At 69.1% G+C, this 22146-nt stretch carries 23 protein-coding genes and 1 pseudogene; 10 read left to right on the plus strand and 14 right to left on the minus strand.

Going from position 1 to position 22146, the window contains the following annotated elements; translation table 11 throughout:
• Window positions 1-24 precede the first annotated feature (24 nt).
• From QWJ38_RS20190 to QWJ38_RS20200, 3 genes are all read right to left on the minus strand, one after another.
• On the minus strand, window positions 25-252 hold the full coding sequence (locus QWJ38_RS20190; protein ID WP_290360915.1) for a glycine zipper domain-containing protein: 228 nt from the start codon (window positions 250-252) through the stop codon (window positions 25-27).
• 193 nt (window positions 253-445) lie between these two features.
• Entirely contained in the window at window positions 446-1318 is an 873-nt protein-coding gene (locus QWJ38_RS20195) for a pirin family protein (RefSeq protein ID WP_290360916.1), read from the minus strand.
• A gap of 42 nt (window positions 1319-1360) precedes the next feature.
• Complete coding sequence (locus QWJ38_RS20200; RefSeq protein ID WP_290360917.1) at window positions 1361-1984, minus strand: FMN-dependent NADH-azoreductase; 624 nt, start codon at window positions 1982-1984, stop codon at window positions 1361-1363.
• Window positions 1985-2101: 117 nt separating this feature from the next.
• Between QWJ38_RS20200 and QWJ38_RS20205 the strand changes: the two genes are divergently transcribed.
• On the plus strand, window positions 2102-3058 hold the full coding sequence (locus tag QWJ38_RS20205; RefSeq protein WP_290360918.1) for a LysR family transcriptional regulator: 957 nt from the start codon (window positions 2102-2104) through the stop codon (window positions 3056-3058).
• Here QWJ38_RS20205 and QWJ38_RS20210 read toward each other — a convergent pair.
• Entirely contained in the window at window positions 3055-3750 is a 696-nt protein-coding gene (locus QWJ38_RS20210) for a TonB family protein (RefSeq protein ID WP_290360919.1), read from the minus strand. The two genes, QWJ38_RS20205 and QWJ38_RS20210, sit on opposite strands and share 4 nt — an antisense overlap.
• A 179-nt stretch (window positions 3751-3929) precedes the next feature.
• Window positions 3930-4355: a MerR family transcriptional regulator gene (locus tag QWJ38_RS20215; RefSeq protein ID WP_290360920.1), complete on the minus strand. Its 426-nt coding sequence runs from the start codon at window positions 4353-4355 to the stop codon at window positions 3930-3932.
• A 54-nt stretch (window positions 4356-4409) separates the two neighbouring features.
• On the opposite strand from QWJ38_RS20215, the gene QWJ38_RS20220 reads away from it, so the two are divergent.
• Window positions 4410-5471, plus strand: coding sequence for an MBL fold metallo-hydrolase (locus QWJ38_RS20220; protein WP_290360921.1), 1062 nt, complete (start codon window positions 4410-4412; stop codon window positions 5469-5471).
• A 254-nt stretch (window positions 5472-5725) separates the two neighbouring features.
• Here QWJ38_RS20220 and QWJ38_RS20225 read toward each other — a convergent pair whose 3' ends face one another.
• From QWJ38_RS20225 to QWJ38_RS20255, 7 genes are all read right to left on the minus strand, one after another.
• Window positions 5726-6538 (minus strand): M48 family metallopeptidase, encoded by an 813-nt coding sequence (locus QWJ38_RS20225; RefSeq protein ID WP_434064006.1) that lies wholly within the window; start codon window positions 6536-6538, stop codon window positions 5726-5728.
• Window positions 6539-6553: 15 nt separating this feature from the next.
• Window positions 6554-7336, minus strand: a complete 783-nt coding sequence (locus QWJ38_RS20230) for a lysophospholipid acyltransferase family protein (RefSeq protein WP_290360922.1) — start codon at window positions 7334-7336, stop codon at window positions 6554-6556.
• Complete coding sequence (gene gmhB / locus QWJ38_RS20235; RefSeq protein WP_290360923.1) at window positions 7336-7980, minus strand: D-glycero-beta-D-manno-heptose 1,7-bisphosphate 7-phosphatase; 645 nt, start codon at window positions 7978-7980, stop codon at window positions 7336-7338. Before gmhB ends, QWJ38_RS20230 begins: the two co-directional genes overlap by 1 nt.
• A 14-nt stretch (window positions 7981-7994) precedes the next feature.
• Complete coding sequence (glyS, locus tag QWJ38_RS20240) at window positions 7995-10091, minus strand: glycine--tRNA ligase subunit beta (protein ID WP_290360924.1); 2097 nt, start codon at window positions 10089-10091, stop codon at window positions 7995-7997.
• A gap of 2 nt (window positions 10092-10093) precedes the next feature.
• Window positions 10094-11014 carry a glycine--tRNA ligase subunit alpha gene (gene glyQ, locus QWJ38_RS20245; protein WP_290360925.1) on the minus strand — a complete coding sequence of 307 codons (921 nt, stop codon included), beginning with the start codon at window positions 11012-11014 and terminating at the stop codon, window positions 10094-10096.
• A 61-nt stretch (window positions 11015-11075) separates the two neighbouring features.
• Window positions 11076-12533, minus strand: coding sequence for an apolipoprotein N-acyltransferase (gene lnt, locus QWJ38_RS20250; protein WP_290360926.1), 1458 nt, complete (start codon window positions 12531-12533; stop codon window positions 11076-11078).
• Window positions 12533-13414, minus strand: a complete 882-nt coding sequence (locus tag QWJ38_RS20255) for a CorC family transporter (protein ID WP_434064007.1) — start codon at window positions 13412-13414, stop codon at window positions 12533-12535. The genes lnt and QWJ38_RS20255 overlap by 1 nt, the downstream gene beginning before the upstream one ends.
• 131 nt (window positions 13415-13545) lie before the next feature.
• Here QWJ38_RS20255 and QWJ38_RS20260 point away from each other — a divergent pair, with 131 nt between their 5' ends.
• The 5 genes from QWJ38_RS20260 (at window position 13546) to hslU (ending at window position 19313) form a co-directional block, all read left to right on the plus strand.
• Window positions 13546-14601: a CobW family GTP-binding protein gene (locus QWJ38_RS20260; RefSeq protein ID WP_290360927.1), complete on the plus strand. Its 1056-nt coding sequence runs from the start codon at window positions 13546-13548 to the stop codon at window positions 14599-14601.
• 135 nt (window positions 14602-14736) lie between these two features.
• Window positions 14737-15423, plus strand: coding sequence for an RNA polymerase-binding protein DksA (gene dksA, locus QWJ38_RS20265; RefSeq protein WP_290360928.1), 687 nt, complete (start codon window positions 14737-14739; stop codon window positions 15421-15423).
• A gap of 43 nt (window positions 15424-15466) precedes the next feature.
• Entirely contained in the window at window positions 15467-17281 is a 1815-nt protein-coding gene (locus QWJ38_RS20270; RefSeq protein WP_290360929.1) for a hypothetical protein, read from the plus strand.
• Window positions 17282-17439: 158 nt separating this feature from the next.
• Window positions 17440-18006 (plus strand): ATP-dependent protease subunit HslV, encoded by a 567-nt coding sequence (hslV, locus tag QWJ38_RS20275; RefSeq protein ID WP_290360930.1) that lies wholly within the window; start codon window positions 17440-17442, stop codon window positions 18004-18006.
• Window positions 18003-19313, plus strand: coding sequence for an ATP-dependent protease ATPase subunit HslU (gene hslU, locus QWJ38_RS20280; RefSeq protein WP_290360931.1), 1311 nt, complete (start codon window positions 18003-18005; stop codon window positions 19311-19313). The genes hslV and hslU overlap by 4 nt, the downstream gene beginning before the upstream one ends.
• A 26-nt stretch (window positions 19314-19339) precedes the next feature.
• Here hslU and QWJ38_RS24040 read toward each other — a convergent pair.
• Window positions 19340-19621 (minus strand): annotated as a pseudogene (locus QWJ38_RS24040) (PEP-CTERM sorting domain-containing protein); the annotation flags it as partial.
• Window positions 19622-19933: 312 nt separating this feature from the next.
• Between QWJ38_RS24040 and QWJ38_RS20285 the strand changes: the two are divergent.
• Window positions 19934-20416 (plus strand): hypothetical protein, encoded by a 483-nt coding sequence (locus QWJ38_RS20285; protein ID WP_290360932.1) that lies wholly within the window; start codon window positions 19934-19936, stop codon window positions 20414-20416.
• Here QWJ38_RS20285 and QWJ38_RS20290 read toward each other — a convergent pair.
• Window positions 20413-21042 carry a hypothetical protein gene (locus QWJ38_RS20290; RefSeq protein WP_290360933.1) on the minus strand — a complete coding sequence of 210 codons (630 nt, stop codon included), beginning with the start codon at window positions 21040-21042 and terminating at the stop codon, window positions 20413-20415. The genes QWJ38_RS20285 and QWJ38_RS20290 overlap by 4 nt on opposite strands.
• Before the next feature lie 233 nt (window positions 21043-21275).
• On the opposite strand from QWJ38_RS20290, the gene QWJ38_RS20295 reads away from it, so the two are divergent.
• Both QWJ38_RS20295 and QWJ38_RS20300 read left to right on the plus strand, forming a co-directional pair.
• The gene (locus QWJ38_RS20295) at window positions 21276-21752 is read left to right on the plus strand and encodes a hypothetical protein (RefSeq protein ID WP_290360934.1); all 477 of its coding nucleotides are present in this window, start codon (window positions 21276-21278) and stop codon (window positions 21750-21752) included.
• Window positions 21753-21835: 83 nt separating this feature from the next.
• The gene (locus QWJ38_RS20300) at window positions 21836-22132 is read left to right on the plus strand and encodes a DUF4148 domain-containing protein (protein ID WP_290360935.1); all 297 of its coding nucleotides are present in this window, start codon (window positions 21836-21838) and stop codon (window positions 22130-22132) included.
• Window positions 22133-22146 lie beyond the last annotated feature (14 nt).

Consider the following 22146-nt stretch of genomic DNA (forward strand, 5'->3'; position numbering starts at 1 on the left):
TTCGGTCGGCTGAAGATGTGGTGCTTACTTCTTCTTGCCGACCTCGTTGCCGACGACGCCGCCGACCACCGCGCCGCCGACCGCACCCAGAGTGCTGCCGGTCGCCGCCGCGCCCACGGCGCCGCCAACGGCGGTACCGATCACGGCGCTCTTTTCCTGGTGGCTCATGCTGCCGCAGGCGCCGAGGCCCAAGGTCAAGCTCGCGGCCAGGGCGGCGCCGAGCAGACGGGTGACGTGACTACGATGAAGCATTGGGTTCATGGTGGTTCTCACTGGTCGTTGAGCATGAACACAGTTTGGCCAGCCGATCGCGACAACAGAATCGGCAGCGACCGCGAAGCGGCGTCGGATTGCTCCGACAGTCGATGCATCCCGAAACATCCGCCAAGAAAAAAGCCCGCCGGTGGCACCGGCGGGCTGATGGGGCAGCGCGGCCGCGGGGACTTCAGGCGAGCAGCTTGCCGGTCTGGAAGTCGCGCACCGCCTGCATCAGCTCGGCCTGGGTGTTCATCACGAAGGGGCCGTACTGCGCGATCGGCTCGTTCAGCGGCCGGCCGGCGATCAGGATCGCGCGGGTCGGCTCCTCGCCCGCTGTCAGGCGCACACCGTCGCTGCCGGGCGTGTTGGCCAGGATGGCCATGCGCTGCTGCGGCACGGTGCAGCCGGAGTCGAACTTCAGCGCGCCGCGGTAGACATAGACGAAGGCGTTGTGCGTGTCCGGCAGCGCCTGCTCGAAGCTCGCGCCGGGCGCCAGGTGCAGGTCCAGGTACAGCGGCTCGGTCAGCTCGCGCTGCACCGCGCCGGCCACGCCCCCGCTCTCGCCGGCGATCACCCGCACCTTGACGCCCTCGCGCTCGTACTCCGGAATTTCGGCGCTGGGGATGTCGCGGTACCAGGGCGCGCGCAGCTTGTCGCGGGCCGGCAGGTTCAGCCAGAGCTGAAAGCCTTCCATCCGGCCCTCTTCCTGCTCGGGCAGCTCGCTGTGGATCACGCCGCGGCCGGCCGTCATCCATTGCACGCCGCCATTGCCCAGCAGACCCTCGTTGCCGGCCGAGTCGCGGTGCCGCATGCGGCCCTCGAGCATATAGGTGACGGTCTCGAAGCCGCGGTGCGGATGGTCGGGGAAGCCGGCGATGTAGTCGTCGGCCTGGTCCGAGCCGAAGGCATCCAGCATCAGGAAGGGATCGAGCCGGCGCTGCAGCGGCTGGGTCAGCACGCGGGTCAGCTTGACGCCGGCGCCGTCGCTGGTCGCTTGGCCCGCGACCAGGCGCTCCACGGCGCGCGGCTGTTGCAACTGCTGCAGGGGGGTGGTGCTCATGGTCGTTTCCTTTCCTAGCGTTTCAATACTCGTTCGATGGCCTCATACCGTGGCCGGGCTGAACAGCTCGGCAATCTGCGCCCGCGCGGCGGCCACGCCGGCGGCCTCGGCCTCGGGGCCCATGCCCAGTCCCTCGGCGTAGACGAAGTTCACATCGCTCATGCCCAGGAAGCCCAGCACCGTGCGCAGATAGGGCGTGATGCCGTCGGTGGCCTGGCCGGCATGCTTGCCGCCGGAGGCGACGACGACATAGACCTTCTTGCCCTTGACCAGGCCCTCGGGGCCGTTGGCCGTGTAGCGGAAGGTGGTGCCGGCGCGGGCCACCGCGTCGATCCAGTTCTTCAGCTGCGTGGGCACGGCGAAGTTGATCATCGGCGTCGCGATGACGATCACGTCCTGCGCCTGCAGCTCGGCAATCAGCGCGTCATTGGCGGCGACGCGGGCGGCCTGCTCGGCGCTGCGCTGCTCGGCCGGGGTGAACAGCGCGGCCAGGCCGGCCTCGTCCAGCGCCGGATGCGGGTTCAGGCCCAGGTCACGCACCTGTAGCCGGGCGTCGGGCTGTCCGGCGCGCAGCGCCTCGACCAACTCGCTGGCCAGACGGGTGGAGAAGGAACCCTGGCCGTTCTGAACGCGGCGGGCGCTGGAATTGATTTGCAGGATGTTCATACAGGGACTCCGCTTGGGGTTGCTTCGTCGTGATTGACGATGGCCTCACTGTATTGATCCCCTATCGACGACAGAAGCCATCGATCTGGATATGATTGTTCCACCAACGGAACAGTCATGAGCCTGGACGCCGACGACCTGCTTTTATTTGGCCGCGTGATCGAAGCCGGCTCCTTCAGCCGCGCGGCCGAGCGCCTGCGCCTGCCCAAGTCCACCGTCTCGCGCCGCATCGCCGCGCTGGAGCAGCGCCTGGGCGAGAAGCTGCTGCAGCGCAGCACCCGCCGCCTGACCCTGACCGAGTTCGGCAGCGGCATCCTCGAGCATGCGCGGGCGCTGGCGGCCGAGGTCGATGGCGCGCTGGCCCTGGCCCTGCACCGCCAGCAGCGCCCCAGCGGGCGGCTGCGCGTGTCGATGCCGGGTGACTTTGCGCATCAGGCGCTGTTGACCGAGATGCTGAGCCGCTTCACCCTCGACTATCCGGAGGTACAGCTGGAGCTGGACCTCTCGCCGCGCCGCGTCGATCTGATCGCCGAGGGCTTCGATCTGGCCGTGCGCATGGGCGAGCTGGCGCAGGACAGCCAGCTGGCCGCACGCCGGCTGGCACTCTTGAGCATCGGCCTGTATGCCGCGCCGGCCTATCTGCAGCTGCATGGCGAGCCGCAGCTGCCCGAGGCGCTGGCGGCGATGCATGGGCTGATGATCCTGAGCCGCTCGGGCGAACCGCAGCCCTGGCAGCTGCAGCGCGGCGACGGCGCCGAGCCGCAGCGCTGGAGCGGCGTGCCGGCACAGCGCACCCTGGTCAACGGGCCGAATATGCTGTTGCGCCTGGCGCGGGCCGGCGTCGGCATCACCGCCGTCGACGACCACTTCGCCCGCCCGCATGTGGACAGCGGCGAGCTGGTACGGGTGCTGCCCGGCTGGTGTCTGCCGCCGGCCCCCTGCTGGGCCGTCTTTCCGGAGCGGCGACTGATGCCGCTGCGCACCCGCGTTTTCCTCGACGCGCTGGCGGCCGCGCTGAGCGGCTGCAGCGTCCAGCGCCCGGGCGATGCGCCGGCGCCGCTCAGCCGCCCTTAGTCCTTGCCGAAGGCCAGCTCCACGCTCGCATCGCGCGCCCGCGGGATCGGCTCGAAGCGCCATTGCGAGACCGCGGCGAGCACGGCCGGCGTCAGGCGCCGGTTGCTGCTGTGCAGGGCCTCGACCTGCTGCACGCTGCCATCGGGCTGCACGCTGAAGCGCACCTGCACGGTCGCCGAATCGAGGCTGGCCATCAGCTGGCGCGGCAGCACCGGCTCCACCTTGACCAGCAGCTTCAGCGGCAGCTCGGGCTCCGGCGCGGCCGGTGCGGGAGCCGCCGCTGGCTCGGGGCGCGGCGCCGCCACGCTGGGCGCGGCCAGAGCCACCTGGGTCGGCGGCTCGACGGCGCCCGCCTCGGCCAGTACCGGCGTGGCCTCCGGCGACGGTGCGGTGGGGGCTGCGGGGCGGCTGCTTGCCGCCCCATTGCTGGGCGCCTTGCGCGCCGCCGCGGCGACCGGCGCAGCAGCCGGCGCGGCGGCCGGCTTGCTCGGCTGGATGCGGTCTGCCTTCAGAATCCACTGGAAGACCTTGTCGGCGTCGCGCTGCGCGCGCTCGGCCGGCGTCATCTCGCTCAGCGGCTTGGCCGCCGGCGTCTGCGCCGCGGCCGGCAGCAGCAGCAGGCCTGCGGCACAAGCCAGCAGGCCGCGGGCGTAGAACGACGGCCTGCGCGGCTCCTGGTTCGGCTTAGGCACCACTCCTCCTCCCTCCTTCCCTACCCTGGCATCGGGGCGTCGGCAGGCCCTCATCGGGGCCTGTTGCGCGCGCAATTTAGGCGGGCGATCAGCGCCCCGGCAGCGGGTTTGCCCGCGGGTGCGCCGGCCGGATGTGCAATCCGACCGCAGACGGGGGAAAACAGCAGCGGAAAAGGCGCTCAGCGCCCGGTGCTCGCCTCGGCCAGCAGCGCCTCGCAGCGCTCCTCATGCTGGCTGATCTCGGCCAGGGTGACCTCGATATCGTCGAGCTGCTGCTGCAGCTGGCGGCGGTGCTGGCGCAGCACCTCGAGAAAGGCCTTCAGCTGGGGCGCCGCGTCCGATTCGGAGTCGTACATATCGACCAGCTGCTTGACCTCCTGCAAGGACAGGCCCAGGCGCTTGCCGCGCAGGGTCAGCTTCAGCCGCGTGCGATCGCGGTGGGTGTAGACGCGGTTGCGCCCGGCGCGGCTGGGCTCCAGCAGGCCCATGTCCTCATAGAAGCGGATCGCCCGCGGCGTGATGTCGAATTCGCTCGCCAGCTCGGTGATCGTGAACAGGCGGCCGCCGCCCTCGGCCGGGGTTGTCGCGTTCGTGTCGGAGCTCATCGCTGATTTGGCTTCTAATTACGTTAACGTAAACGTAAGTCTAAGGCAGCGCAAATGGCCAATGCACGCGAATCCGAACTGAGCTATCCGCTGGGCGAGGCGCTGCCGGCCCCGGGCGGCGTGCTGGAGCTGGCGCCGGGCCTGCGCTGGGTCCGCATGGGCCTGCCCTTTGCGCTGGACCACATCAACCTCTGGATGCTGCGCGACGAGATCGACGGCCAGCCCGGCTGGACCCTGGTCGACAGCGGCATCTGCAACGACGCGACCAAGGCCGCCTGGGAGCAGGTCTTCGCCTCGCATCTGGACGGCCTGCCGGTGCTGCGCCTGATCGTCACGCACTTCCATCCGGACCATATGGGCCTGGCGCATTGGCTGACCGAGCGCTGGAACTGCCGGCTCTGGATCAGCGCGACCGACTTCAATCTGGCCCGCCTGGCCAGCGGCTCGACGGTCGGCATGGGCGGCGAGACGGCGGCCGCCTTCTTCGCCGGCCACGGCCTGAGCGACGAGGAATCGCTGGCCAAGATCCGCGGCCGCGCCAGCTACTACCCCAGCATGGTGCCGGCCGTGCCCTCGAGCTTCCGCCGCCTGATGAACGGCCAGCGCCTGGAGATCGGCGGCCACGCCTGGACCTGCATCGCCGGCTATGGCCATGCGCCCGAGCATATGAGCCTGCATTGCGAGGCACTGGGGCTGCTGATCTCGGGCGATATGGTGCTGCCGCGCATCTCCACCAATGTCTCGGTCGTCGACGTCGAGCCCGAGGCTGATCCGCTGAGCCTGTACCTGGACTCGCTGTCGCGGATGCTGGCGCTGCCGGCCGATACGCTGGTGCTGCCCTCGCATGGCAAGCCCTTCCGCGGCCTGCATGCGCGCGTCGACCAGTTGCAGGCCCATCACGAGGAGCGCCTGGCCGATGTGCTGGCCGCCTGCCGCGCCAAGCCCTGCCATGCGGCCGAGCTGCTCGACCTGCTGTTCAAGCGCCAGCTCGATCTGCACCAGACGACCTTCGCGATGGGCGAGTCGGTCGCGCATCTGAACGCGCTGTGGCTGGCCGGCCGGCTGACGCGGCGGCGCGATCCGGCCGACGGCATCTACCGCTTCAGCGCCTGCTGAAGTCGGGCTTGGTGATGGCTTGAGTGAAGCGGTGGGATGCCTCCGCCGCCACCCGGCGTGAGCCGGACGGCGGCGGGACATGGCCTCTTTATGCATCCGCCCGCTTGGCGTGTTAGGCGCCCCGAGAGCCCTGGCTGCGGGTGATTCCTTCCTGAAGGGAATCGGGATGCCGGTGATGACAGCTTGTGAAGAAAGTTTGCCCGCCGGCGCTGGCGCCGCCAAGCCCCCCTGAAGGGGGAAATGCCGCCGCCGGATCAGGAGGCGACGATCGATTCCTCGCGCAGGCGGCCGCGCGCCTGCTCGTAATCGGGCAGCACCGAGCGCACCACATCCCAGAAGCGCGGGCTGTGGTTCATCTCGCGCAGATGGGCCAGCTCGTGCGCGACGACGTAGTCGATGATGGACGGCGCGAAATGGATCAGCCGCCAATGCAGGCGGATGGACCCGTCGGCGCTGGCGCTGCCCCAGCGCGTCTGCGCCGAGGACAGGCGCAGCTGCTTCATCGTCACGCCCAGGGCGGCGGCGAAATGCGCGCAGCGCGGCTCGAACACCGCGCGCGCCCGGCGCTGCAGCCAGGCCTGCACCGTGTCGCGGATCTGCTCCTCGCCGGCGCCCAGCGGGAGGCCGACGTGCAGCACGCGCTCGGCCTCGTCGAGCAGGACGCCATCCTGCGCCGGGCTCAGGCACAGGCGCAGCGGCTCGCCCAGATAGGGCAGGCTGGCGCCATCGCGCCACTCGATGCGGGCGGCCTGCACGCGACGCGCGCGCTCGCGCTGCTCGACCAGCTTGCGCAGGATCCAGTCGGACTTCTGCTGCAGCGCGCGCTCGATATCGGCCTGCGGCAGCCAGCGCGGCGCGCTGACCCGCAGGCCCTCGGCGCCGACCACGAAGCCGATGCTGCGCCGGCGCGCGCGCTTCAGTTCGTAGGCGACCTTGTGCTCGCCGAGCCGCATCTCGCGCTGCGCGCGCGGATTGGCCGGCACCGGCGACTCGACCGCGCCGGCCTCCTCGTCGAACAGCGACAGCTGCTTGTTGTCCTGCAGCAGATTGGCCAGGCGCTTCAGCATCGCTTGCGCTTCTGGTCAGGCGCGAGCGGCCGCGCTGGAACGCGCCGGGGCAAGATAGGCATTGGGATCGAGGCGGTGCATCTCGGCCTCGATCCAGCCTTCGACCTCGCGCATCATCTCGGCCGGCTCGCGGCCCTCGGGGCTGATCGGCCGGCCGATCGAGATGTCGATGACGCCGGGGCGCAGCAGAAAGCTCTTGCGCGGCCAGCAGCGCGCCGAGGTGGCCGCGATCGGCACGACCGGCACGCCGGTCTCGATCGCCAGCCGCGTGCCGCCGGTCTTGTACTCGCCCTTGCGGCCGCGCGCGATGCGCGTGCCTTCCGGGAACATGATCACCCAGATGCCCTTGGCCGCCAGGCGCCGGCCCTGCTCGGCCACCTTGGTCCAGGCCTGGGCGCGCTTGCTGCGGTCGATATGGATCATGTCCAGCCGCGCCATCGCCCAGCCGAAGAAGGGGATGTAGAGCAGCTCGCGCTTGAACACATAGGCCAGCGGATGCGACATCAGCGTCGGGTAGGCGAAGGTCTCCCAGGTGCTCTGGTGCTTGGACAGCAGGATCACGGCCTTCTTCGCATCGGCTTCGCTGGGCAGGTTGTCCATGCCCTGAATGCGCCAGCGCACGCCGCAGATGAAGCGCGCGCCCCAGATCGCCAGGCGCAGGAAGAAGATGCAGGTCCAGTAGACCGGCGTGCCGCGCACGAACAGCGAGATCAGCATGGCCGCAATCGCGACCGGGATGACGGTGATCGCCATCCAGACGAGGAACAGCGCAGAGCGCAGGGCCGCGAACAACAACATCAGTTCAGGTCTCCGGGACTGGTATCGGGGGCCAGCGACTCGCCGCGCGCATCGGCGCGGGCGCGACGCTCGCGCAGGATCAGGTCTTCGGCAAAGGCGCTCAGGTTGTCGTGCACGGTCGCGCCCGGCACCTGGGCCACCAGGGCCGCCAGCTGCGCCTCGTCGAGCGCGCCGAGGCGGTCGCTGCGCAGCAGATGCGGCACGCAGCCGGCGGCCTGCGCCGTCTGCAGATCGCGCAGCGAGGCGCCGACCATATGCACCTGCTGCAGATCGACGCCGAAGCGCTGGCCGATCTGCTGGACCAGACCGGGCAAGGGCTTGCGGCAGCTGCAGCCCTCCTCCGGCGTGTGCGGGCAGAAGAACACCGCATCGAGCCGCCCGCCCTTCTCGGCCAGCAGCTGGTTCAGGTGCATATGCACCGCGTTCAGCGAGGCCATGTCGATCAGGCCGCGGCCGATGCCGGGCTGGTTGGTCGCCATCACCGTGTGCCAGCCGGCATGGTTGAGCCGCGCGACCGCCTCCAGCGCGCCGGGCAGTGGCTGCAGCTCGTCGATCGACTTCACATGGTCGTCGCGGTAATGGTTGAGCGTCCCGTCACGGCCCAGGATGACCAGCTTCATGCCGTGGCTGTGATCGGAGCGCATCTGCGATCGCCTTCTTAGCTCGCCAGCCGCGACAGATCGGCGACGCGGTTCATCGCCTCGTGCAAGGTCTTCAGCAGGCCCAGCCGGTTGGCGCGCAGCGCCGGGTCCTCGGCATTCACCATCACGCCGTCGAAGAAGGCATCGACCGGGGCCTTCAGCGCCGCCAGTTCGCGCAGCGAGTCGGCATAGCGGCCGTCGCGGAACAGGCCCTCGGCCCTGGGCGCAACGCCGTGCAGCGCGGCGGCGAGCTCCTTCTCGGCCGCTTCCTGCAGCAGGCCGGCATCGACCCTGGCCTCGACCGCCTGCTCGCTCTTCTTCAGGATATTGCCGATGCGCTTGTTGGCCGCGGCCAGCGAGGCCGCCTCGGGCAGTTCCGCGAAGGCGCGAACGGCCTTCAGGCGCTCGGCGACGTCGGCCAGTCGCTGCGGGCGCAGGGCCAGGACCGCATCGACTTCCTGGGCGCTGAAGCCCTGCTCGCGCAGCGCGCCGGCCAGTCGGTCGAAAACGAATTCGGCGAGCGCTTCGCTCGGGTCCTTGATCAGCGCGCCGAAGGCCGGGACCGCCGCCTTGATGATCGCGTCCAGGCTCAGGCCGCCGGCGCGCTCGGACAGCATGCGCACGACGCCCAGCGCATGGCGGCGCAGCGCGAACGGATCCTTGTCGCCGGTCGGCAGTTGGCCGATGCCGAACAGGCCGACCAGGGTCTCCAGCTTGTCCGCCAGCGCCACGACCAGGCCGACCTCGTTGCGCGGCAGCTCGTCGCCGGCGAAGCGCGGCTTGTAGTGGTCTTCGATCGCGAAGGCGACCGCCTCGCCGAGGCCGTCATGACGCGCGTAGTAGCCGCCCATGATGCCCTGCAGCTCGGGGAACTCGCCGACCATATCGGTCAGCAGATCGGCCTTGGCCAGGCGCGCGGCGAGGCTGACATCGGCCACCAGCGCGGCATTGCCGCCCAATTGGACGGCGATCGCCTTGGCAATCGCGCGCACGCGTTCGACGCGCTGCCCCTGGGTGCCCAGCTTGCCGTGGTAGACGACTTTGTTGAGCCCCGTCACCCGATCCTCCAGCGACTTCTTGCGGTCCTGGTCGAAGAAGAACTTGGCATCGGCCAGGCGCGGGCGCACGACGCGCTCGTTGCCGCCGATGACGGCCGAGGCATCGGCCGGGCGGATGTTGGAGACGACGAGGAACTTGTTCGTCAGCTTGCCGGCGGCATCGAGCAGCGGGAAGTACTTCTGGTTCGCCTTCATCGTCAGGATCAGGCATTCCTGCGGCACGGCCAGGAACTCGGGCTCGAACTGACAGGCCAGCACGTTCGGGCGCTCGACCAGGGCCGTCACCTCATCCAGCAGGGCCTCGTCGTCGATCGCCTTCAAGCCGCCGGCACGCTCCTCCAGCTGGCGCACGATCTCGGCGCGGCGCTCCGCGAACGAGGCGATCACGGCGCCCTGCTCGCGCAGCTGGCTGGCATAGCTGTCCGCGCTCTCGATGGCGAGCGTCGGCGATTGCGACTCGAAGCGGTGGCCGCGCGTCTCGCGGCCCGAGACCAGGCCCAGCGCCTGCACGCCGACCAGCGCGGCGCCATGCAGCGCGACGAGGCCGTGGGCCGGGCGCACGAACTTGACGTCGCTCCAGCCATCGGCCAGCTGGTAGCTCATCACCTTCGGGATCGGCAGCTTGGCCAGGCTCTCGTCGAGCGCCTTTTGCAGGCCCTCGGCCAGGCTGGCGCCGGCGACGGTGGTCTTGATGAACAGCGCCTCGGCCTTGCCGTCGAGCTCGCGATAGGTCTGGGCGGCGGCTTCGGCCGGCAGGCCCAGCGCGGCCAGCTTCTTGACCAGCGCCGGCGTCGGCTGGCCGGCGGCATCCAGGCCCACGGCGACCGGCACCAGCTTCTTGGTCTCCGCGCGATCGGCAGCCTTGGCCGCCACCGCCGCGATATGGACGGCCAGGCGGCGCGGCGAGGCGAAGGGCGTCACCACCGCATCGGCTGCGACCAGGCCCTGCGCCTTCAGGCTGTCGGCCAGCACCGCGGCAAAGGCCTCGCCGAGCTTCTTCAGCGCCTTCGGCGGCAGTTCCTCGACGAACAGTTCAACGAGCAGGTTCGAGGACATCTTCAGGCCGCCTTCTTCTTTTCGATCTGTGCAATCACTTCATCGGCCCAGGCCTTCGGGGCCATCGGGAAGCCGAGCCGCGCGCGGCTGTCCACATAGCTCTGCGCGACCGCGCGCGCCAGATTGCGGATGCGGCCGATATAGGCGGCACGCTCGGTCACGCTGATCGCGCCGCGCGCATCGAGCAGATTGAAGGTGTGGCCGGCCTTCAGCAGCTGCTCGTAGGCCGGCAGCGCCAGTTGCTCGGCCATCAGCTGCTGGCTCTTCTTCTCGTGCGCGGCAAAGGCCTGCAGCAGGAAGTCGACATCGCTGTGCTCGAAATTGTAGGTCGACTGCTCGACCTCGTTCTGGTGGAACACATCGCCATAAGTGAGGCCATCGGTGTAGACCAGGTCGTAGACCGACTCCTTGCCCTGCAGATACATGGCCAGACGCTCCAGGCCATAGGTGATCTCGCCGGTGATGGGCTTGCAGTCGATGCCGCCGACCTGCTGGAAGTAGGTGAACTGCGTCACCTCCATGCCGTTCAGCCAGACCTCCCAACCCAGGCCCCAGCAGCCCAGCGTCGGGTTCTCCCAGTCGTCCTCGACGAAGCGCACATCGTTCTTCTTCAGGTCGAAGCCCAGCGCCTCCAGCGAGCCCAGGTAGAGCTCGAGGATGTTGGCCGGCGCCGGCTTCAGCACGACCTGGAACTGGTAGTAATGCTGCAGGCGGTTCGGGTTCTCGCCGTAGCGGCCGTCCTTGGGGCGGCGGCTCGGCTGCACATAGGCGGCCTTCCAGGGCTCGGGACCGAGCGCGCGCAGAAAGGTCGCCGTGTGGCTGGTGCCGGCGCCGACTTCCATGTCATAGGGTTGCAGCAGCGCGCAGCCCTGCTTGGACCAGTAGTCCTGCAGGGTCAGAATGATTTGCTGGAAGCTCAGCATGGATGAATAGGGTCGCTCGGTGGTGGAGGAGAGTGGCGATACACGATCGCAGCCGCCGATTCTACGGGGCCCGCCGACGCCACCCGGCCAGGCCCAGCGCCAGCAAAGCCAGCGCCCACAGCGGCCAGAGTCCGCAGGCAGCCAGCCAGCGCGCGTAGGGCGTGCTGCCGCTGCGGCCCTCGACCTCGGCCTCGAGCACGCCGGCCTGCGCCGGCGGCAGCGCGGCGGTCAGCCGGCCGCGATGGTCGAGCACGGCGGTGGCGCCGGTATTGGTCGAGCGGATGAAGGGGCGCTGGAACTCCAGCGCGCGCATCTGCGAGAACTGCAGATGCTGGTCCTGCACCATCAGCTCGCCGAACCAGGCCAGATTGCTGACATTGACCAGCACGCTGGCCGCGGCGGGGCCGACGACGCTGTCGACGAAGTCCTCGCCGAACAGATCCTCGTAGCAGATCAGCGGCCGCAGGCGCTGGCCGGCCAACTCGTAGGCGCGCTGATGCTGGCCGCGGGCCTGGTCTTCCATCGGGATGCCCATAGCGCGCACGAACCAGTGGAAGCCCGGCGGCACGAATTCACCGAAGGGCAGCAGATGGCGCTTGCCATAGGAATAGCCCTGCTCGCCGCCGATGGCGATCAGCGAGTTGACGAAGCCCTCGCGCTCGTTGCCGAGGAAGACGCCCAGCAGCAGCGGCCGCTCGACCGCGCTGCGCTGCAGGCGCTGCAGATAGTCGGCGGGCAGATAGTCGAGCGGCAGCGGCACGACCGATTCCGGTGTGACGACCAGCTGGCCGCGCGCCGATTCGATCTGCCGCGCCAGCCGCTCCAGATTCGCCACCATCAGCGCCTGGTCGAACTTCTGGTCCTGCGGCACGTTCGGCTGGAGGAGCGACACGCGCAGGTGGCCGCCGCTCTCGGTGAAGTCGCGCGGCAGCAGCGCGCCGAGCACGAGCAGCCCCAGCAGCGCCAGTGCCGGCTTCCAGCGCCGCGCCGCGAGGAGGCCGGCCAGCGCCGCCGCGCAGGCCGCCGCCAGTGCGCAGATGCCGTAGACGCCGATCCAGGGCGCCCAGAGCGCCAGCGGCCCGACGCTGTGCGCATAGCCGCTGGCCAGCCAGGGAAAACCGCTGAACCAGCTGGCGCGTGCCAGCTCGGCCAGCAACCAGCAGGCGGCCCACGGCGGCGCGCTGAAGCCGAGCTTCAGCCGGGCCGCCAGTGCCGCCGCGCCGGCGTAATAGAGGCTCAGGAACAGGGCCAGCAGCAGCACGGCCAGCGCCGCCAGCAGCGCGGGGATATGGCCGAACTCGTGCATGCTGATGTACAGCCACCACAGGCCCGAGGCCAGCCAGGCGCTGCCGAAGGCGGCGCCCAGCAGCGCGGCGCGGCGCGGCGGCGCATCGGCCACCAGGGCGATCAGCGCGGCCAGCGCGAGGATCTGCAACCACCAGGCCCCGGTCGGCGCGAAGGCCGCCGTGTGTGCAAGGCCCGCGAGCAGCGCGGCCGGCAGGGCAAGCCCGAGCCGCATCAGCCCTCGGATTCCTCGGCGCGGGTGACCTTGAACCAGCGCACCGAGCCGCCGCGCGTCAGCATCACCGCGAAGCGCAGGCCCTCGATCTCGACGAACTCGCCGCGGCGCGGCACACGGCCATGCTCATGCGCGACCAGGCCGCCGATGGTGTCGAACTCGCCCTCGGCCAGTTGCACGCCGAAGCTCTCGTTGACGGCCGAGATGTCGGTGTCGCCGGCGACGCGCTGGCTGCCATCGGCCAGCGTGTAGATGCCGGAGTCGCCGTCCTTCTCGTCAAACTCGTCCTCGATCTCGCCGACGATCTCCTCCAGCACGTCCTCGATCGTGATCAGGCCGGCGGTGTTGCCGAACTCGTCGATGACGATGGCCAGGTGATTGCGGTTCGAGCGGAAATCGCGCAGCAGCTCGTTCAGGCCCTTGCTCTCGGGCACGAAAATGGTCGGGCGCAAGAGCGCGCGCAGGTTCAGCTCCGGCGCGCGCTGGATCTTCAGCAGGTCCTTGGCAAGCAGGATGCCGATGATGTTGTCGCGCTGGCTCTCGAAGACCGGAAAGCGCGAATGGCCGGAATCGATTACCGTCGCCAGCAGTTCCTCGTAGGGCGCCTCGATGTCGAGCAGATCCATGCGTGGCGCGGCGACCATCACGTCGCCGGCGCTGAGCTCGGCCATGCGCAGCACGCCCTCGAGCATCTGGCGCGACTCGGGCTCGATCAGCTCGCGCTGCTCGGCGCTGGCCAGGGTCCGGATCAGTTCGGTCTTGGAGTCCGGTCCCGGATGGAGGAACTCCAGCATGCGATTCAGGAGGCCGCGCGCCTGGGCTGCGGCGGCAGGTTTCTGGCCCCCACGCTGTGAGGGCCGACTAGGCTGGGGTTCAGACACAGGAGATGCGTGTCGAAGTTGCAAGGCTTACAGAATAACCGATTGACACCGGGCGGCTCTTGCAACAAAGTCAGCCGCCCTTATCTAGGGAGCCAAGTTTCCCAACGTGCGCCCAGCGGCGCCGCACCATCATGTCATCGACCACGTCCCCGGGGCTGATCCCCGCCACCATCCTGACCGGCTTTCTCGGCTCCGGCAAGACAACCCTGCTCAAGCGGGTGCTGACCGAGGCCCATGGGCAGAAGATCGCCGTCATCGAGAACGAGTTCGGCGAGGAGGACATCGACACCTCCATCCTCGTCTCGGACACCCAGGAACAGATCATCCAGATGAACAATGGCTGCGTCTGCTGCACGATCCGCGAGGATCTGCGCTCGACGCTGAGCGATCTGGCCGCCAAGCGCCGCAAGGGCGAGCTCGATTTCGATCGCGTCATCATCGAGACCACCGGGCTGGCCGATCCGGGCCCGGTGGCGCAGACCTTCTTCATGGACGACGAGATCGCCGAGAGCTATCTGCTGGACTCCATCCTGACCCTGGTCGACGCCAAGCATGCCGACGAGCAGCTGAACACGCGCCAGGAGGCGCGCATGCAGGTCGGCTTTGCCGACCAGATCTTCATCAGCAAGGCCGATCTGGTCGAGCCGGCCGGCGTCGAGGCGCTGACGCACCGGATCAAGCACATGAACCCGCGGGCGCCGGTGCAGACCGCGCATTTCGGCGAGGTGGCCCTGGCCAAGGTCTTCGATCTGCGCGGCTTCAATCTGAACGCCAAGCTGGAGATCGACCCGGACTTCCTGAAGGCCGACGAGCACGATCACCACCATCATCACGACCATGACCACGAGCATGGCGAACATTGCGACCATCCGCACCACCATGCGCACGAGGACGACGTGAAGTCCTTTGTATTCCGCTCGGACCGCGCCTTCAACCCGGCCAAGCTGGAGGATTTCCTCGGTGCGATCGTGCAGGTCTACGGCCCCAAGATGCTGCGCTACAAGGGCGTGCTGAATATGAAGGGCACCGACAAGAAGGTGATCTTCCAGGGCGTGCACCAGCTGATGGGCTCCGATCTGGGCCCGAAATGGGCGGCCGGCGAGAAGAAGACCAGCAAGCTGGTCTTCATCGGCATCGACCTGCCCAAGGACATCCTGATGCAGGGGCTGGAAGGCTGCCTGGCCTAGTGACACACTAGCGGATTGGCAGCGCTTGTATCGTGGCTACAATCCGCGGCGCCCAAAATGGCGACATTAAGGCGACAGCTGGTCCCGATTGCAATCTAGAGCAGGTATAACTAACTGCCTAGCGAGGAGCGAAACGTGAGTAAGACACAGGCCCCAAAATCCAGCACCCCGACGGCGGCTGCCAAGTCGCCGAAGGTGACCAAGGCCAAGGCCGACGAGGCGATGGAGGCGAGTTCCGTCGCCACGCTGGAGGCCAGTCCCTCGCCCGCGACCGGCAGCAGTCGTTTCGCCGACCGCTTCGCCCCTCCCAAGCCGCCCACCCGACAAATGAGCAGTCCCGTGATTGAAAGCCCCCGTAGCACGGCCAAGGCCGACCCCAAGCTGGCCAACGCCTGGAAGACCAAGCCCGGTCACGAGCTGACCGATGCCGAGGTGCTGGCGATGCCCGACTCGGAGTACATGAACGCCAAGCAGATCGAGTTCTTCCGCGCCAAGCTGACCGAGCTGAAAAACGGCGTGCTGTCCAACGCCGGCGAGACGACCGAACATCTGCGCGAGGACACCTCCATCGTGCCCGATCCGGCCGACCGGGCGACGATCGAGGAAGAGCATGCGCTGGAGCTGCGCACGCGCGACCGTGAGCGCAAGCTCCTGAAGAAGATCATGCAGTCGCTGACCCGCCTGGACAGCGGCGACTACGGCTATTGCGACGAGACCGGCGAGCCGATCGGCCTGGGCCGGCTGATCGCGCGCCCGACGGCGACCCTGTCGCTGGAGGCGCAGCAGCGCCGCGAGCTCAAGCAGAAGATGTTCGGGGACTGAGCGGCCCCGCGCCGCCCGTTCCGCCAGCAATGACTCCGCGCGCATGACAGAACCGAAAGACGGCGAAAGCTTCTTCCGCAAGGTCGCGCGTTTCGTGGCCAATCCGACGACCGACTGGGCCGAGATCAATTCGCGCCAGGACGATCCCGAGGGCGATATGGCCAAGGCCGAGTTGCGGGCGATGGTCGAGCGCAAGCGCCGCAACGACTTCGTGCGCAAGCGCGAGCTCGACATGCTGCGCCGCATCCGCCGGGAGGGCCTGAGCCCCGAGCAGCTGGCCGCGCTGGGCTCCTCGAGCTCCCGGCTGGACGAGGTCGAGCGGATCAGCGAGATGAACTCGAAGATCGATCCGCGCGTCAAGGACAAGATCAACGAGATCGAGCAGCAGATGGTCGGCGAGAGCTTCGCGCCGACGCAGCTGGCCGGCGGCCATCCGCCCGGTTTCTTCGAGACCAGCACGCGGCCGGTCCATTTCGCCAGCACGCTGACGACCGAGCCGACGCCCGGCGGCGCACCGAATGCCGCCCAGGCCCCCAATTCCCAGCATGCCCCGATCGCGCGGGTCAGCCAGTTCGCCTCGCCGGAAGAGGCCGAGCGGCTGGAGGCCCTGCCGCCGCCGGCCGCGGTGACCATGGGCGCCGGCATGTCGCCGCTGTCCGACGCCAAGCCCAGCCGCCTGCCCGAGCTGAGAGATCTGCCGCCGCTGGAGATGCCACCGGCCGGGCCGCCGCTGAGCTTCGGCATCGCCGAGGCCGCCTCCCATGCGGCGCAGGAGCTGGTGCACGATCCCGAGCTCGACGAGGCGGTGATCGCCTTCGCCAACGCCGATTACGAGACGACCGAGCGCATCCTGTCCGAGCTGATCAAGCCGGGCGGCCTGCGCAATCTGCATGGCGAGACCTGGCTGGTGCTGTTCGACCATTACCGCGCGACCGGCGCCCAGGCCAAGTTCGAGGCGCTGGCGGTCGACTATGCGCAGCAGTTCGGCCTGTCGGCACCGCAATGGTTCTCGATGCCCAAGCTGGTGGCCGAGGCCGCCAAGAGCGTGCGCGCGCCGATGGGCAGCTCCGGCGGCGTCGGCTGGACGGCGCCCGAGTACCTGCTGGCCGAGTCGGTGCAGCAGCTGCAGCAGCGCTGTCAGAACCTGCCGATGCCCTGGGTGCTGGACTGGGCGCCGCTGCGCCAGCTCGACGCCGAGGCGGCCGAGCAGCTGCGCCAGCTGTTCCGCGTCTGGGCCAAGCAGCAGCTCGATATGCGCTGGCTGTCGGGCGACCATTTCCTGCAACTGCTGAAGGAGCAGGCGCCGGTGGCCGTGCGCGACGTCGATCCGGCGCTGTGGATGCTGCGGCTGGAGGCGCTGCGCCTGGTCAACCGGCCGGACCAGTTCGACGAGACGGCGATCGACTACTGCGTCACCTACGAGGTGTCGCCGCCGTCCTGGGAGCGCGCCAGCTGCCGCGTGCGCGTCAGCGGCGCCAGCCTGTCGACCAGCGGGCCGGCATCGACGACCGCCTCGGCCTCCGAGCTGTCGACCAGCTTCCTGGAGTCGACGATCACCGAGCAGACGCAGATGGTGCCCAGCGTGCAGCTGGAGCTCAGCGGCCAGCTGGTCGGCGACATCTCCGAGACCCTGCGCCTGATGACGGCCGAGCTCGGCGCGGCGACCATCGTCAACGTGGCCTGCCCCAAGCTGATCCGGCTGGACTTCATGGCCGCCGGCGATCTGCTGAACTGGGTGCTCGCCCGGCGCAGCGAGAACCGCAGCGTCGTCTTCGGCGATGCGCACCGCCTGGTGGCGCTGTTCTTCGGTGCGATGGGCATCAACGAGCACGCGAAGATCAAGGTCCGCCAGGTCTAGGTCTGAGAACGGCACGCGAAATGGGCTGCTGGCGTCGTTGCCGGCGCTCGCCGTAGCGGTGCTACTGTCTTCGCTTCGGCGCCTAGCCAGCACCGCTTCGCTGCCCATTGCGCGCGCCGCGATTGAAATACAGGCCTCTGTCCCAAGCTGGAGTTCCCATGGACACCCCTCAACATTCCGTCTATCACGGCACGACCATCGTCAGCGTGCGCCGCGCCCTGCCCGATGGCCGCGTGCAGGTCGCCATCGGCGGCGACGGCCAGGTGACGCTGGGCAATATCGTCGTCAAGGCCAGCGCGCGCAAGGTGCGCAAGCTCTATCACGACAAGGTGCTGGCCGGTTTTGCCGGCGCCACCGCCGATGCCTTCACCCTGTTCGAGCGCTTCGAGGCCAAGCTGGAAAAGCACCAGGGCCATCTGGTGCGCGCCGCCGTCGAGCTGACGCGCGACTGGCGCACCGACCGCGTGCTGCGCCGGCTGGAGGCCATGCTGGCCGTCGCCGACCGCACGGCGTCCCTCATCATCACCGGCAACGGCGATGTGCTGGAGCCCGAGCAGGGCGTCGTCGCGATCGGCTCCGGCGGCGCCTATGCGCAGGCCGCTGCCAAGGCGCTCCTGAACCACAGCGAGCTGAGCGCGCAGGACATCGTCAAGCAGTCGCTGGTGATCGCCGGCGAGATCTGCATCTACACCAATCTGAACCACACGATCGAGGTGTTGGAATGAGCAGCATGACCCCTCAGGAGATCGTGTCGGAGCTGGACCGCCACATCGTCGGCCAGAACGCCGCCAAGCGCGCGGTCGCGATCGCGATGCGCAACCGCTGGCGCCGCCAGCGCGTCGACGAGAAGCTGCGCGGCGAGATCACGCCGAAAAACATCCTGATGATCGGTCCCACCGGCGTCGGCAAGACCGAGATCGCCCGCCGCCTGGCCAAGCTGGCCGGCGCGCCCTTCATCAAGGTAGAAGCGACCAAGTTCACCGAGGTCGGCTATGTCGGCAAGGACGTGGACTCGATCGTGCGCGACCTGGTCGACACGGCCGTCAAGCAGGAGCGCGAGCTGCAGATGCGCCGCCAGCGCACCCGCGCCGAGGACGCCGCCGAGGAGCGCGTGCTCGATCTGCTGGTGCCGGGAAGCGACACCGAGAACCCGACCCGCCAGGCGATGCGCAAGCGCCTGCGCGAAGGCCAGATGGACGACAAGGACATCGAGCTCGAGCTGCTGGAGCCCAAGCCGACCATGGAGATCCTGAGCCCCATGGGCGGCCAGGGCATGGAGGACATGGCCGAGCAGCTGAAGGGCATGTTCGCCCAGTTCGGCGGCAACAAGCGCAAGCCGCGCAAGCTCAAGATCGGCGAGGCGATGAAGCTGCTGATCGAGGAAGAGGCCGGCAAGCTGCTCAACGAGGACGAGATCAAGACCGCCGCGCTGCAATCGGCGCAGGAGATGGGCATCGTCTTCATCGACGAGATCGACAAGGTGGCCGGCCGCTCCGAGCATGGCGGTGCCGACGTCTCGCGCCAAGGCGTGCAGCGCGATCTGCTGCCGCTGGTCGAGGGCACGACGGTCAACACCAAGTACGGCATGGTCAAGACCGACCACATCCTCTTCATCGCCTCGGGCGCCTTCCACCTGAGCAAGCCCAGCGATCTGATCCCCGAGCTGCAGGGCCGCTTCCCGATCCGCGTCGAGCTGGACTCGCTGTCGGTCGACGATTTCGAGGCGATCCTGAAGAGCACCCATGCCAGCCTGGTCAAGCAGTACCAGGCGCTGCTGGCCACCGAGGGCCTGGCACTGGAGCTGCGCGACGACGGCATCCGCCGCATCGCCCAGATCGCCTACGAGGTCAACGAGCGCACCGAGAACATCGGCGCACGCCGGCTGTCGACGGTGATGGAGCGCCTGCTGGACCAGCTCAGCTTCGACGCGCCCAATCTCGGCGGCCAGACCGTCGCGCTGGGCGCCGCCGACGTCGATGCCAAGCTCGGTGAACTGGCGCGCAACGAGGACCTGTCGCGCTTTATCCTCTGAGGCGGGCCGCGCGCCGCAGCCCCGGGCAGGCCGGCCAGCCCGGCCAGCATCAACAGCATCGTGCCCGGCTCCGGCACCGGCGTCGCGCCGAAGCTCGCGCCGCCATCGACGCTGTAGCTGAAATTGCTGATCTGGTAGGCATCGGAGCTGGCGCTGAAGCTGACCGCGGCGAATTTGCCATGCTCGAGCTCGCCCCCGCCCTGCAGTTCGAAGAAGCGCTCGATCGCGAAGCCGCCCTGGGCCTTGAACGCGTTCGGATCGGTGCTGCCGAGGAAGCGGAAGCTGATCGCCAGCCCGCTCAGGTCCATCTTGCTCGCCTCGGCAAAGACCAGCTGGTCGGTCTTGAAGCCGCCCTGTCCGGCCGGCCGGACTGCTCAGCAAGCTCATCAGGCCCGCGGCCAGCGCCAGGCGGATCGGGCTGGGTACGGGCCCGGCGGTCTTGGTGGTCTTCATCGGCAGCCCCTCCAGCGATCGATTGATCGCAAACCCGGGCTTGCGGCGGCCGCCACCCTCGAATACCTCCATCGTGGACCGGGTTGCCGGGCAGCGCTAAGCTAGCCCCATGCCGCCATTGCCGGGCCCCGGCCGGGGCGGCGGCGCTTGTCGAGGAGGACCCTGCCATGCTGCGCCAATTCACCCAGTCGATGGCCAGGACCGCACCGCGCTTGCTCGCCCTGGTCGCCACCGGCCTGCTGCTGGCCACCGGCGCTGCCGAGGCCGGCGGGCGCGGTGGCGGTGGCGGTCATCACGGCGGCGGGGGCGGTCATTACCACGGCGGCGGCGGCCACTACCATGGCGGCGGCATCTGGGTCGGCGGCTATTGGCCCGGCTATTGGGGCGGCTGGTATGGCTACCCCTATGGCTGGTACGGCTACCCCTATGGCTATGGCTATCCCTACGCCTATGCCTATCCGCCGGCCGCCTATGCCTATCCGACCGTCATCCAGCCGGCCCCGGCGGCCAACGCTCAATACCAGCAGCAGGCCCCGGCGCAGTGGCATTACTGCCGCGAGTCGCAGATGTTCTATCCGCACGCGAGCGAATGCCCGGGCGGCTGGGAGATCGTGCCGGTGACGCCGCCGCCCCCGGGACCCAAGCACTAGAACAAGCCGGCCTGCTGCGCGGCGCCGACGACGGCCTTGGCCAGCTCGGCCAACTGCGCATTCAGATTGGCCTGCGGTGGCGTGGTCGCCTTGGCCGTCCACATCATGCGGCCGCTGGCCACATCGGTCAGCATGCCGTTGGCCGCATAGCCGGTGCTGACCTGGCCGCCGGTCGGCACGGTGACGCCGACACCGCCGCTGGTGCCGCTGCCATAACCGCCGCTGTTGAAGCCGCCGATGCCGAAGCTGAAGGTCGGCCCCGGGTTGACGATGGTCGCGTCCGGCTGCACCGAGGCGCTGAACACGGCCCGCGCGCCCGCCACCCGCGCGGCCGCCAGCAACTGCTCGGCGGCCGGAGCACGCGCGGCGCCATCGGGCGCCTGCACCGGCGTCGCGCCCAGGTCCTGCACGCGCGCGGCCAGCTCGTCCTGGCAGATCCGCTGCGTGGCCGGATCGGGCGCCTCGCAGACGACCAGCAGGCGCGCGCCGCGCAGCGACTGGCCGCGAAAACTCGGATCCGACCATTGCGCGCCGACCTGCGTCGAGGCGCAGCCGGCCAGCAGCGCCAGCGCGGCGCCGGCGGCGAGAGCACAAGCTGAGGCAAGGGCTGGGGCGAAGCACTTCATGACCGTCCTCCTGTCGTTGCAGGCAGCTTACTCCTTCGCCGTCGCGACGGCGGCGGCGGAACAAGTGCTTACCACTGCCGCCGGCGCCGGGCCCGCGCACCGTTCTGGCGCGTAACTCCACAGCTGTGCGGAGCGCTGCGCGCGCCGTCGTTGAGGCCCTGAGGGCGCACTCCTAAGTTGCTGACAGGGCGGCCATCCGGTCGTCCGTCTCGGGCCAACAAGGAGCTTTCATCATGGAACCGAATGCTATGCATCGCGCACTGGGCCTGCTGTTCGTGGCCGGCGCCGCGCTGGCGGCTCATCTGCAAGCCTCGGCGCAGGACATGGTCGAGAACCGGCTGCAGCCGGTCGAGGTGACCGGCAACCGCGATACGCCGCGCTTCGACGTGCAGCGCGCCTGCCCCGACTACGCCGAAGAGGTGAAGGCCTCGCTGGCGCGCTCGCTGCCCTATATCGACGGCAGCAGCGAGGTCAGGGTCAGCTTCCAGCTGAAGGGCCACGCGGTCGACTCGGTGCAGACCGAGGGCGGCTACTGGGAGCAGCGCCGGCCGCTCAAGCGCGCCGTCCGCTCGATCAGCTGCGTCAACGACGGCCAGGAGAACCAGCGCTACATGTTCATGGTCGTGTTCAAGCCGGACGACGGCAGCGGCCGCGAGCAGCAGATGGCCGTGCGCAGCGCCGAGCCGCTGACCCTGGCGCGCAAGGACTGAATCCATGAAATCCGGAGGCCGCCCCGGCGGTCTCCGATCGAAGCCGGCCGCGCGCCGCGCGGCCCCAACCCCAGGAGTTCATCATGAAGACCACCCATATTCCTCTGATCGCCGTCCTCGCCACGATCGCCCTCGCCGGCGCCGCGCGGGCGCAAGACCCGACCCCGGCCAAGACCCGCGCCGAGGTGATCGCCGAGCTGCAGCAGGCGCGCGAAAGCGGCGAACTGGCCCTGCTGCATTCGGAGATCGGCGTCAACGGCTACCAGCTCGCGCCGCCGCTGACGATGAGCGCGCGCAATGGCGGCCAGGCGAACGCCAAGGCCGGCCGCGCCGACTTGAGCGCCGAAGCCAAGCGCACGCGCGCGGCCGGCGAGCTGTGAGCCCAATCCCCCTG

It is taken from the genome of Roseateles violae (genome assembly GCF_030410485.1).
Taxonomy (GTDB): Bacteria; Pseudomonadota; Gammaproteobacteria; order Burkholderiales; family Burkholderiaceae_C; genus Roseateles_D; species Roseateles_D violae.